The sequence below is a fragment of the Pedobacter heparinus genome (genome assembly GCF_032678725.1).
GTDB lineage: Bacteria > Bacteroidota > Bacteroidia > Sphingobacteriales > Sphingobacteriaceae > Pedobacter > Pedobacter heparinus_A.
Genome location: NZ_JAVTSC010000002.1, coordinates 266,445 through 278,679, shown reverse-complemented (window position 1 = coordinate 278,679; position 12,235 = coordinate 266,445). Strand labels below are relative to the sequence as shown.

Annotated in this window: 9 protein-coding genes; 8 read left to right on the top strand and 1 reads right to left on the bottom strand. The window is 42.7% G+C overall.

What is annotated here, in order from left to right:
* Positions 1-28: 28 nt before the first annotated feature.
* The 4 genes from R2Q85_RS04460 (at position 29) to R2Q85_RS04445 (ending at position 3,426) form a co-directional block, all read left to right on the top strand.
* The gene (locus R2Q85_RS04460) at positions 29-1,285 is read left to right on the top strand and encodes an aspartyl protease family protein (protein WP_316810542.1); all 1,257 of its coding nucleotides are present in this window, start codon (positions 29-31) and stop codon (positions 1,283-1,285) included.
* A 23-nt stretch (positions 1,286-1,308) separates the two neighbouring features.
* The gene (locus tag R2Q85_RS04455) at positions 1,309-2,175 is read left to right on the top strand and encodes a phosphodiester glycosidase family protein (RefSeq protein ID WP_316810541.1); all 867 of its coding nucleotides are present in this window, start codon (positions 1,309-1,311) and stop codon (positions 2,173-2,175) included.
* Positions 2,172-3,137: a hypothetical protein gene (locus R2Q85_RS04450; protein ID WP_316810540.1), complete on the top strand. Its 966-nt coding sequence runs from the start codon at positions 2,172-2,174 to the stop codon at positions 3,135-3,137. The genes R2Q85_RS04455 and R2Q85_RS04450 overlap by 4 nt, the downstream gene beginning before the upstream one ends.
* A 97-nt stretch (positions 3,138-3,234) precedes the next feature.
* Positions 3,235-3,426, top strand: a complete 192-nt coding sequence (locus R2Q85_RS04445) for a cold-shock protein (protein ID WP_008241764.1) — start codon at positions 3,235-3,237, stop codon at positions 3,424-3,426.
* A gap of 67 nt (positions 3,427-3,493) precedes the next feature.
* Here R2Q85_RS04445 and R2Q85_RS04440 read toward each other — a convergent pair whose 3' ends face one another.
* Complete coding sequence (locus R2Q85_RS04440; protein ID WP_316810539.1) at positions 3,494-4,291, bottom strand: glycerophosphodiester phosphodiesterase; 798 nt, start codon at positions 4,289-4,291, stop codon at positions 3,494-3,496.
* A 158-nt stretch (positions 4,292-4,449) separates the two neighbouring features.
* Here R2Q85_RS04440 and R2Q85_RS04435 point away from each other — a divergent pair, with 158 nt between their 5' ends.
* From R2Q85_RS04435 to mnmG, 4 genes are all read left to right on the top strand, one after another.
* On the top strand, positions 4,450-7,761 hold the full coding sequence (locus R2Q85_RS04435; protein ID WP_316810538.1) for a DUF4175 family protein: 3,312 nt from the start codon (positions 4,450-4,452) through the stop codon (positions 7,759-7,761).
* Positions 7,762-7,771: 10 nt separating this feature from the next.
* The gene (gene ybeY, locus R2Q85_RS04430; protein WP_316810537.1) at positions 7,772-8,200 is read left to right on the top strand and encodes an rRNA maturation RNase YbeY; all 429 of its coding nucleotides are present in this window, start codon (positions 7,772-7,774) and stop codon (positions 8,198-8,200) included.
* 120 nt (positions 8,201-8,320) lie between these two features.
* On the top strand, positions 8,321-10,183 hold the full coding sequence (locus R2Q85_RS04425; protein WP_316810536.1) for an ABC-F family ATP-binding cassette domain-containing protein: 1,863 nt from the start codon (positions 8,321-8,323) through the stop codon (positions 10,181-10,183).
* A gap of 98 nt (positions 10,184-10,281) precedes the next feature.
* A complete protein-coding gene (gene mnmG, locus R2Q85_RS04420) occupies positions 10,282-12,144 on the top strand; it encodes a tRNA uridine-5-carboxymethylaminomethyl(34) synthesis enzyme MnmG (protein WP_316810535.1) in 1,863 nt (620 codons plus the stop codon).
* The last annotated feature ends 91 nt before the right edge of the window (positions 12,145-12,235 follow it).

Here is a 12,235-nt window from a genome sequence, read left to right as displayed (position 1 = left end):
ACTGCTACTAATTTATTAATTTAGTTTAATGAAGTTGTCAATGCGCAGGATTAATTTCGGTAAACTTATTGTTTTCCAGCTGCTGCTGGCTGCTCAAATTTGTTTAACCATTAATGCCGGGGCACAGCAATTTAATTTTGAGGGAGACAGGACCAGAGACGTGATCCGGTTTACTATGGTAAAAAACCTGGTGATCATTCCGGTTTACCTGAATGATCAGGGGCCCTTTAACTTTATCCTGGATACCGGTGTTGGCCCAATGATCATCACTGATCCTGGCTTAATTGATAGCCTGGGGATTAAGGTTTCCCGTTCTATTAAAATTTCCGGTCTGGGCAGAGGAGCTGAAATTGATGCTTTTGTATCCAATGACCTTTCTGCAAAAGTTGGCAGGTCGGGAATTGTCAACATTCCTGCAGCCATTTTAAAAAAGGATATTTTCGGCTTATCCAATTACCTGGGCATGAAAATTTACGGACTACTGGGCTATTATTTTTTTAAAAGCTTTATTGTCCAGCTGAGGTATTCGGGGAAAAGACTCCTGTTTGGCTATCCGGCAGCTTTCGGTAAAATTAAAGGGGAAAGGGTCCCTATTGAAATCCTGGGCTATAAGCCCTATGTCAATGTTGAACTGGAAAGCCCCGGGCATCAAACACTGACCTTAAAAATGCTGGTGGACAATGGGGCCAGCCATGCGATCTCTTTAGAAAGACTGAATGAAAAACCTTTCCCTGTACCCGTATCATCTATTTCGGCCAATCTTGGGGTTGGGATGAGCGGGCCGATTGATGGTAGCATTGGACGGGTCTCTTCTTTAAAAGTTGGAACGGTACTGCTCAAAAATGTATTGGCATCTTATCCTGTATATGATGATGTGGCGGCGAAAGTGATCCTGAAAGACCGCAATGGGAATCTGGGGGCCGACGTACTGAGCCGGTTTAACATTACTTTTGATTATGAAGACCATTCGATGTACCTGAAAAAGAACGGGCAGTTTAACCGGCCTTTTGAACACGATATGTCGGGCATAGAGCTATACCTGCAGGACGATGGCAAAAAAAGACATTATTTCGTCAGCAGGATTGAGCCCGGTTCTCCGGCGGAAAAAGCTGGAATTCTGATTGATGATGAATTGGTTTCCATCAATTTTTTGCCTGCGTTAAGCTATAAACTGGATGAGATCAATAACATCCTAAAATCCTCCGACGGCAAGCAGATCATCCTGACCATCGCCAGGAACAATGAACTGATCATTAAGCTTTTTAAGCTTAAACAGAGAATTTAAAGGATTATTTTACCTTTGTGTTTATGCTTAAAAAATCTTTTCTTTTCCTTATTGTGCTTTGCAGCTACGGATTGGCCTTTGCACAAAACATAGATTCTGTTCAGCTGGTGCATGCCAAATGGAGCAAACAGCGTGTGGCCCGTAAAGTTAAGCTGATCACCCATCATTTTAATGCGAAAGACCTTTTTCTGGCGAACCAGAACATCAGCTATCTGGAGATCAGGAACAGGGGAAAATCGCCCGTTCTGGCCATAGGGGCGGAAGAAAAAGTGTTGAAAACAACCAGTACTTTTGGGGAAGAACACAAGGCCCTGGCGGCTGTTAACGGCTCTTTTTTTGATGTTAAAAACGGCGGATCTGTTGACTTTATAAAAGTTGAGGGTAAAGTGCTGGCCGAAAACCAGCTGGAAAGAAACGGGAAACGCGCGAAGCACCAGCAGGCTGCTTTGGTGATTGAGGCGGGCAAACTTGCTTTAAAAAAATGGGACGGTTCGGCCGATTGGGAGCACAATTTAAGGGAAGAGAACGTATTGCTGACTGGCCCCCTGCTGGTGTTGAACGGCCAGGATGAAGTGTTGGATTCTAGCAGCTTTTCGCGCTCCAGACACCCAAGAACAGCTATTGGGATTAAAGCAAACGGCAGAATTGTTTTGCTGACCGTTGACGGCAGGAATGCGAACGCTGCAGGAATGAGTTTAACGGAGCTGGCCAGAACCATGAAATGGCTGGGCTGCAGCAGTTCCATCAACCTGGATGGAGGGGGCTCCACCACCCTTTGGATCAGTGGTTTTCCTGATGGTGGGGTGGTCAACTACCCTTCAGACAACAAGCTTTGGGACCATGCCGGGCAAAGAAAAGTAGCGAATGTGATCCTGGTAAAGAAAATATGACGAAAACATGTAGTTGGCATGTACTGCCGCTCGCGGCACTGCTTTTGGGCAGTTGCAGCAGCGGGGCTGGAGGCGATAAGGCCGGAGCAGGTACAGAAGAAACCAAAAAGATTACCGGCAGAACGCCTTTTGATCCGGTTATCGGTATTAAATATTATGAAGTAAAGCGCAGGTTTAGTACAGGTCTGTCTTTTAACGAGCTGGGCTTTCAGCAGGAGCCTTCCTGGATCATCCGCTTTAAATCACGGGATACGGTAGAGGCTTATAGTCCGCAATATGACCGGATGCAAAGTTTTTACCTGCATTATGACCATGGCGACGTTTATAACTTCGCCAAAGAATGGTTCAGGATTAAAAAAGTGACTAAGGACAGCCTGGTGTTTCAACGGCTGCATTTAACCGCCAGGGAGATTTCTAAAGACGTCCGCTCCGATGTGAACCTGACCTGGTACGCGGAAGATTACATCAGCAAGGTGCTTAAAACATCGGTAGAAAAGCTGCAGGAGCCCACCAGGGCAGATACGCTGTACATCCGGAAACTGGCAGAAAAAACGAACAGGAACCCGGACAACCGCGATAGTGCATTTGGGGCAAGGCAGCCCGTTGAATTTATTCCGGTCAGCAAGCTGATTAAGGTAGCGAGGATCAGCAGCGTAGATAAGCTGTTGGGCAAGACGGAGGCTTATGATTATCTTTTCCCGCGTTACCGCATCGACATCGCCAAAGCTTATGCCGATTTTGGTTATGATTTTTCGGCGGTAGTGGATGCAAAAGGCCGGATGCACCTGGGTACTTTCCACACGAATTTTCCGGAAAATCAGGAGCCGAGGAAGAAAACTTTAACCGCCATTATTGAAGTCTATCTTACACATCTTTTGGAGGTAGTTCCCGGAAAAACACTGGGGATTCCGCATTCCAGCGAAATAAATCTCTCGGTAACAGGCCGGAAAAACAGCAAATAAAGCCTGTTTTATTTTATATTTATCAAAAAATGAAGCATTTGCATATTATAAAAAAATAATATGTACCTTGCACACTTAATTTTTAATAAATAATACAATGCAAGAAGGAACAGTAAAATTTTTTAATGTAACTAAAGGTTTCGGTTTTATTATCCCAGCTAATGGTGATAGCGAAATTTTTGTACATTCAACAGGCCTTATCGACGAAATTCGTGAAAACGACAAAGTTGAATATGACGTTGAAAGCGGCAAAAAAGGGTTGAATGCGATTAATGTTAAAGTAATCTAGATTATTAAAAACATAAATTGTACAGCATCGCGGATAACCCGCGATGCTTTTTTGTTTTAAAAGGAGTTTATTTGTGGTTTTTGATGACTTCAAATAACAGTTCCGGCTCATTGGTGGTAATGAACTCTACATTATTGTCCAGCAGCCATTTCATTTCGGGCTCAGTATTTACTGTCCAGGCATTCATCGTTAAGCCCAGCTCCTTTGCCTTCTTAAACCATTCGCCTTTCTGATAAACGCTGTAATGGTAATCTGCACCACTCATTTTTGCCGCTTTTAGCTCTTCAAGTGATTTATCTCCTTTTAAATAAGCAATGTGCGCTTTTGGTGCAATTTCGGTCAGTCTTAGCATGGTATCCCAGCTAAAGCTAATGTAATCTACCCAGGCTTCTGCTTTCAGCTTTTTAACCAGGTTAACACAGGCGTCTGCAAGGGCGATGTCTCCTGCTTTACCTTTTTTGGTGGGTTTGATCTCAAAGACCAGACGGGTACCTTTTTGTTTGATCCCTTCTTTGATATAGGCTTCTGCAGTGGGTATCGACTCTCCGTTACTTAATTTCTTCTGCAGAAGTTCGGCATAAGTAGATTCTTCGATGTGCATGCCCTGAAAATCGGCATCATGGTTTACCACAAGGATATTGTCTTTGGTCATGTGGACATCAAATTCGCTTCCATGACAACCTATTCTTACGGCTTCTCTTAAGGAGGCAATAGAATTTTCGGGAAGGCCCTGTTTTTTCCAGGCGCCACGATGGGCAATCACCTCATTTTTGTTCCAGCTGCTGATCTTTTTACCTTTCTTTTGTGCAAATACGCCATTTAATGTCATCACCATAAAGACAATGAGTAAAGATGAGTGTTTCATATTGTTTTGTTTTTTTACTAAAGTAAAAAATATAAAAACAAATCGAAACAATATTAAAGTTATTATATCGTAAATATCTGTATAAATCCCGGGTTATTATTCCTGTTATTATTAAAAAACGTTGTTGATTCTTATCTTTAAGCTATATTCACCAGCAGATGCAGCGCAACTATGAACTTCTGATTTTAAAAATTAATGAGTTTACGCAAAAGTTTTACCTCAATAAGCTTGTGCGCGGCAGCATTTACGCCGCTGCTTTGCTGCTGGCTTTATACCTGGTACTTTTTGTACTGATCTATTATACCCATCCCGGAACCAGCACAAAAACCACCTTATTTTTTGGCTATATCGCCGTTGCGGCGCTGACTATCGCCCTGCTGATTATCGCCCCTGCCTTGTCTTACTTTAAACTGGGCAAAAACCTAAGCATGGAGCAGGCCTCGGCAATGATAGGGGACCACTTTTTTAATGTCAAAGACAAGCTGCTGAACACCCTGCAATTAAAGGCCATGGCGGACAGATCCCCCGAAAACAGTCAGCTGATTCTTGCCGGGATAGACCAGAAGATCGCGGAATTGAAACCCATTCCCTTTTCAAACGCAATTAAACTGGCCGACAACAGGAAACACATCAAGTTTTTTTTGGTGCCGGCATCAGTTATTTTACTCATTGCCCTTATTTCTCCGGCCATATTGAGGGAGGGGACGCAGAGCTTTGTACAGTACAATAAGGAAATTTTACCAAAAGCTCCTTTTGAGTTTACGCTGCTCAGCAGACAGCTCAGTGTGGCGCAGGGTGATGATGTGGCGCTGCGACTGAAACTTACCGGTGATGAGATCCCCCAGGAGGTGTATGTATCGGACGGCATAAATACCTATAAACTGGAAAAAGAAAGCAACCTGCGCTTCAATTATACCTTTAAAAATGTGCAAAAAAGCCAGCGCTTCCATTTCTCGGCAGGAGGCTTTAGTTCGGAATCCTTTGCCATTGAAGTTAAGCCCAGGCCGGCTATCCTGACGGTGGACGCCAGGCTGGTTTACCCTGCTTATCTGAATAAAAAAGAAGAACACTTTAAAAATGCAGGAGACCTGATCATGCCGGAAGGTACAAGGGTGATCTGGACACTGCAAACGAAGAACAGTGATCAGCTGATATTTACACTCGGCAGCAAATCACAGGTATTAAATGCCGCAAACAATTTTTTTTCTTATTCGGGTATCCTCCGCGAAAACTCGGCCTATAGCATTGTACCCAAAAATAATTTTGTGATCAGCAAAGATTCGCTGACGCACCAGCTGAGTGTGATTAAAGATCAGTTTCCCGGCATTTCTGTACTGGAGGCCCCGGATTCATTGAGCAGTAAATCCTTGTATTTCTCAGGGAAGATTAACGATGACCATGGTTTTAATTCGCTCAGATTTAAATACAGCATCCGGGAGAACGGCAAGTTAACCAGCACACTGAGCAGGCAGATCCCCGTTAAGAAGGCGCAACTGGAGGTTCCCTTCTTTTATTTCTGGAACTTAAAGGAGCTTTCGTTAAAGCCTGGCCAAAGCCTGGAATACTACTTTGAAGTAACCGATAATGATGGGGTAAACGGGCCAAAAACAAGCAAATCTGAAATTAAGGTCTTTGCTCCACCGTCGGCACAGGAAGTTGCTGAAAAAATAAATGAAAGCAGCAGGTTATTGAAACAGAAAATGGAAAAAGCCATTAAACTGGCCGGACAAGTGGAAAAAGAAAGCAAAAAGCTTGGGGAAACCTTACTGGATAAAAAACAGCTTGCTTTTGATGATAAAAAGCAGATTGAACAACTGCTCGATAAACAAAAACAACTGGAAGAAGCAGTAAAAGAGATCAATACGCTGAACAAGAAGAACACTTTTGAAAAGGAAGAAAATAACGCCATTAAACAGGAACTGGCAGATAAACAAAAACAGATAGATGAATTATTTAACAATGTGCTGGACGAAAAAACCAAATCCCTGTTAGAGAAGCTGCAAGGACTGATGGACCAGAACAATAAAGATCAGACCCAGAACGAGTTGTCTAAAATGCAAATGGACAATAAATCCCTTAAAAATGAACTGGACCGCATTTTAGAGCTCTACAAACAGCTGGAATTTGAGCAGAATTTTCAGCAGGCCATAGACCAGCTCCATGAGCTGGCAAAAGAAGAAAAAGAGCAGGCCGCCCAAAGTGTCACTAAAGAATCAGGACTTGATGCGCTGAAAAATAAACAAAAAGAATTATCCAGATCCTTTGAGGAACTGAAAAAGGATTTGAAAAAGCTGGAGGAAAAGAACCAGCAGCTGGAACGCCCCAATCCTTTTCAAAATCCGGAACAGGAAACAAAGGACATAGAACAACAGCAAAAGAGCGCTGAAGAACAATTGGAGAAGAACGAGCGAAAAAAGGCTGCCGAAAAACAGCAAAAAGCAGGAGAACAACTGGAGCAGCTGGCTAAAAAGATGGGTGAAATGCAGCAGGAATCAGAAGAGATGGAAAATAATCTGAACGCGAAAGAGTTGCGTCAACTTTTGGAAAACCTGCTTAAAACCTCATTTGACCAGGAAAAAGTGATGTTGAATCTGAGGCGTTTAAACAACAATGATCCTCAGTATACTACCAATGTTCAGCAGCAACGCCAGATCAAAGACAACTTGAAGACGATTGCAGACAGCCTATTTGCCTTGAGTAAACGTGTACCGCAGATTGAGGCCGCAGTGAATGAGGAAATGCAGAAGATCAACTTTAACATGGACAAGAGCCTGGAGAACCTGGGTGACAGAAATACGGCTGCTGCAAATAAGAACCAGCAGTACACGATGACCTCCATTAACAACCTTTCTTTAATGTTAAGCGAGGCGCTGGACCAGCTGCAGAACAGGATGAAAAACGGAAAGCCTGGGGGGAAGGGGAAAAAGCAAGGGATGAAACAACTGCAGCAAATGCAGCAGCAACTGAACAACAGCATGCAAAAGGCCCGGGAACAAATGCAAAACGGGGGCAATAAGGGCGCTGTACCAAAGGGCGCAATGAGTGAGGAATTTGCTAAAATGGCTCAGCAGCAGCAAATGATCAGGGAAGCTTTGCAGAAAATAAACCGGGAAGAAAATAAGGACGGAAAAGGTAAGCTGGGTAACCTGAACCAAACTATTGAAGACATGAAAGCTACCGAGGCTGAACTGGTGAACAAAAGGCTGGAGCAGGAGACGCTGAACCGTCAGAAAGAGGTATTGACCAAATTGTTAGCTGCAGAAAATGCAGAAAGGGAACAAGACCAGGATGCCAAAAGAGAAAGCAAAGCAGGTAAAGACCAGCCTCCCTCGTATAAACAGTTCCTCGAAAAGTTCAAAACAATCCAAAAAAGTGAAACCGAGTGGCTGCAAAAAATGCCGCCTGGTTTAAACCCCTATTACAAAAATAAAGTGGCAGAATATTTTAAATTGTTAAATTCGGTCCAATAATTCTGATCCGATGGCCAAAGCAAACATTCATTTTTTTACCGAAGACACCAATTATTCCCTTAAAAAGAAAACGCTGATCAAGGACTGGATCAAATCGGCTATTATTGAGGAAGGTTACAGGCTACAGGAATTAAATTTCATCCTTTGCTCTGACGAATATTTACTGCGCATGAACCAGGATTATCTTCAGCATGACACTTATACCGACGTGATCACCTTTGACAACTCAGAGGAGCTTAAAACGATCATTGGGGATGTCTTTATCAGCATTGAGCGTATACAGGAAAATGCGCAGGGTTTAAACCTGCCCGTGGCCAATGAATTACACCGGGTGATGATTCATGGAACCCTGCATTTGTTGGGTTATAAAGATAAAGGAAAAGCGGCAAAGTCAAAGATGACCAGTAGGGAAGATCATTACCTCGCTAAACTTTCTTAAACTCCTTCTTAATCTGCATTTTACCTGCTCCTGTCAAATTCCAGGGCGCACAAAGCCTTGCAAAGAAATTAATGTTTACTTTTGTGGTAATTTCTTATCTATAATATCTTAAACACAGAATTGAGCACACTTATTGCAGCCGAAAACTTAGGCCATGCTTATCACGACGAATGGCTATTCAAAAACTTAACCCTGGGCATCCAGACAGGGCAGCGCGTAGCGTTGGTAGGAATTAACGGTGCCGGAAAAAGCACCTTACTGAAACTTCTTGCCGAAAGGTTCTCTCCTCTCGAAGGAAAGATTGTAAAGAATAAATCCGTCAAAATTGGTTTCCTGGACCAGGAGCCTGGTTTTCCAGATGGTTATTCGATCAGTGACTTTATTTTTTCTCTGGAAAACAAACAACAGCAGCTGATCAAAGCATATGAGGAACTGATAGAAGATCCAAATCCGGATGAAAAGATTTTAAACCGCCTGTATGAGGAATTGAGCGAGCACAATGCCTGGGAATATGAGCACGAAATCAAAACGATCCTGAGTCGGATGGGCATTAACCATTTGCAGCAAAAAATAGCAACCTTATCCGGTGGGCAAAAAAAACGCCTGGCACTGGCTAAACTGTTGATAGAAGACCCGGAAATCTATGTGCTGGACGAACCAACCAATCACCTGGATATTGACACCATAGAATGGCTGGAAAAATTATTGACTTCTGGAAATAAAACCATTTTGCTGGTTACCCACGACCGGTATTTTTTAGACAATGTATGCAATACCATTGTAGAGCTGGACAGGGGCAAAATCTATAACTACAGTGGAAATTATGCCTATTTCCTGGAGAAGAAATCGGAACGGGAAGCCGCTGATGAGAGTACTTTCCAGAAAAATAAGAATCTCCTGAAGAAAGAGCTGGAATGGATGAGGAGAATGCCTGCAGCCCGCACCACCAAATCGCAATCCAGGATAGATGCCTTCTATGATTTAGAAAACAAAACCAAACAACGGTCTGATAATCAAAAAGTTACATTAAACGTTAAAATGTCCAGACAAGGAAATAAAATACTTGAACTGGATCATATCGGCCAATCATTTGATGGAAAAAGCATCATCAATGATTTCAGCTATACGTTTAAACGCGCAGACAGGATTGGCTTAGCGGGGAAAAATGGCACTGGAAAATCTACATTGCTCAATATCATTACCGGCTACCTTCAGCCAGAAAAGGGAAAGGTTGGTACCGGTGAGACCACTGTTTATGGATATTACAAACAGGGTGGTTTAGCTTTTAATGAAAAGGAAAGGGTAATCGATATTGTAAAATCTGATGCGGAATACATCAAAATGGCAGATGGACAAACGATCTCTGCTTCACAGCTTTTAACCCTGTTTCTCTTCCCTCCAAAAAAACAACACGGAATGGTAGAGAAGTTGAGTGGAGGTGAAAAGAAAAGGCTGCACCTGATGAAGGTGCTCATGCAGAATCCCAATTTTTTAATTTTGGATGAGCCGACCAATGACCTGGATATTGATACGTTAAATGTGCTGGAAGAATTTTTGGAGAACTTTCCAGGTATCCTGATCCTGGTTTCCCACGACAGGTATTTATTGGACAAGATGAGTGAGCAATTGTTCATCATGGAGGGCAACGGACAAGTCGGAATTTACAATGGAAATTATTCGGAATATAGATTAAGTTTAGATGCCGCTAAAGAAAAACCGGAACAGAAGCAAAAACAAAATACAGCAAGCCCTGCCCCTGTCGCACCTATAAAAAAACTAAGTTACAAGGAACAGCGCGAACTGGAAGACTTGGAAATCCGCATTGCGGAGGTAGAATCTGAAATCAGTGATTTGACTGTATCTCTGTTTAAAATAGACGCGTCAAATTATGTAGAATTGCAAAATGTAACTAAATCTATTGAAAACTTAAATACAGAACTGGAAGAAAAAACAGAGCGCTGGCTGGCCCTTTCGGAAGCGTAAAAAATTAAAACGAAACAAATGTTCCACGTGAAACAAGAAAGGGTCAATATGAATCTCATTTATGTTTCACGTGGAACAACAATAAATACGGAATAAAAATGTTTAAAGAATACGATGTAATTGTGGTGGGCGGAGGCCATGCCGGTTGCGAAGCGGCGGCGGCAGCAGCGAACCTCGGATCAGCCGTTTTGCTGATCACCATGAACATGGAAACCATTGCGCAGATGAGCTGTAATCCAGCTATGGGAGGTGTAGCAAAAGGTCAGATCGTTCGGGAGATAGATGCTATGGGTGGGTATTCAGGAATCATCAGCGATAAAACAACACTTCAGTTCAGAATGCTTAACCTTTCCAAGGGCCCTGCCATGTGGAGCCCAAGAACACAGAATGACCGGAAGAGGTTTGCTGAAGAGTGGCGCCTGGCATTGGAACGCACACCAAATGTAGACTTCTGGCAAGACATGGTCAGCAGCCTCATCATCAAAAACAACACTGTGGTTGGTGTAAAAACTGCCATAGGTGTAGAAATAAAAGGCAAAGCGGTAGTGCTCACAAACGGTACCTTTTTAAACGGATTGATCCATATCGGAGAAAAAAAGTTTGGGGGCGGCAGAACCGGAGAAAAAGCAGCAACCGGATTAACCGAACAGCTTACTGCATTTGGATTTGAAGCTGGCCGGATGAAGACCGGTACCCCACCCCGGGTAGATGGCAGGTCTTTAAATTACAGCGTAATGGAAGAACAATGGGGTGATGAAAATCCGGGGCGTTTTTCATTTACCGATGTAGCGCTTCCAAAAGAACAACGCTGCTGCTGGATTACCTATACCAATACAAAGGTTCATGAAACTTTGAAAGAAGGCTTCGAAAAATCACCCATGTTCACTGGCCGCATCAAAGGGCTTGGACCAAGGTACTGCCCTTCCATAGAAGATAAAATTAACAGGTTTGCTGAGCGGGAAAGACACCAGATATTCGTGGAGCCCGAGGGATGGAATACCTGTGAAATTTACGTGAATGGATTCTCTACCTCCCTGCCCGAAGACGTACAATATAGAGCACTTACACAAATCCCCGGCTTCGAAAATGCGAAGATGTTCCGCCCGGGATATGCTATAGAATACGATTATTTTCCACCAACCCAGCTTTCTTTAACCCTGGAAACCAAATTGGTTAGTAATTTGTTCTTTGCGGGCCAGATCAATGGAACTACCGGCTACGAAGAAGCTGCTAGTCAGGGTTTTATAGCAGGAATTAATGCCCATCAGAAAGTAAATGACCAGGCGGAGCTGATCATGAAGCGTTCGGAGTCGTATATCGGTGTTTTAATCGACGACCTGGTGACCAAAGGCACAGAAGAGCCTTACAGAATGTTCACCTCAAGGGCCGAACACCGTTTGTTGCTGCGCCAGGATAATGCCGATATTCGCCTCTCTCCTATTGCACATCAACTTGGCTTAATCAGTGATGCGCGTTTGGAAATCGTAAATCAAAAGATAAAAAATTCTGATGCGATAGTTGCTTTTGCTAAAAAACAGGGCATTGAAATGAGTACGGCTAACGGCATGCTGGAAGAGCTTGGTACATCTGCATTGAGCCAGAATGTAAAATTAGTTAGCTTATTAAGCAGACCACAAGTGGGCATCAATGATGTTAGAAAAGTAAGTGAAACATTTAAAGAATTTCTGGATCCATTTGATAAAGAAACTGTAGAGCAGGCGGAAATTAAGATCAAGTATGAAAGCTATTTTGAAAAAGAACAGGAAATCGTAAACAAAATGCAAAAAATGGAAGATAAAGACATCAATCCAAATTTCGATTATTCACAATTGGTATCTTTATCCAAAGAAGCGCGGGAGAAATTGCTGAAGATCAAACCGAGAACGCTGGGGCAAGCTTCCAGAATTTCCGGCGTTTCACCTTCTGATATCTCTGTTTTAATGGTTCATATCAGTAAATAAGATACAACTCATTGATTTTTAATTAATTACAAGTAAATCAGTAACATTTTAAACAAGCCTATTTAAATTCGATCTGAGCAACTTTTAATAT

Excerpts from the sequence above, each read along its gene's own strand:
- R2Q85_RS04460 (WP_316810542.1), top strand. The coding sequence starts at position 29 with ATGAAGTTGTCAATGCGCAGGATTAATTTCGGTAAACTTATTGTTTTC.
- R2Q85_RS04455 (WP_316810541.1), top strand. The coding sequence starts at position 1,309 with ATGCTTAAAAAATCTTTTCTTTTCCTTATTGTGCTTTGCAGCTACGGA.
- R2Q85_RS04450 (WP_316810540.1), top strand. The coding sequence starts at position 2,172 with ATGACGAAAACATGTAGTTGGCATGTACTGCCGCTCGCGGCACTGCTT.
- R2Q85_RS04445 (WP_008241764.1), top strand. The coding sequence starts at position 3,235 with ATGCAAGAAGGAACAGTAAAATTTTTTAATGTAACTAAAGGTTTCGGT.
- R2Q85_RS04440 (WP_316810539.1), bottom strand. The coding sequence starts at position 4,291 with ATGAAACACTCATCTTTACTCATTGTCTTTATGGTGATGACATTAAAT.
- R2Q85_RS04435 (WP_316810538.1), top strand. The coding sequence starts at position 4,450 with ATGCAGCGCAACTATGAACTTCTGATTTTAAAAATTAATGAGTTTACG.
- ybeY (WP_316810537.1), top strand. The coding sequence starts at position 7,772 with ATGGCCAAAGCAAACATTCATTTTTTTACCGAAGACACCAATTATTCC.
- mnmG (WP_316810535.1), top strand. The coding sequence starts at position 10,282 with ATGTTTAAAGAATACGATGTAATTGTGGTGGGCGGAGGCCATGCCGGT.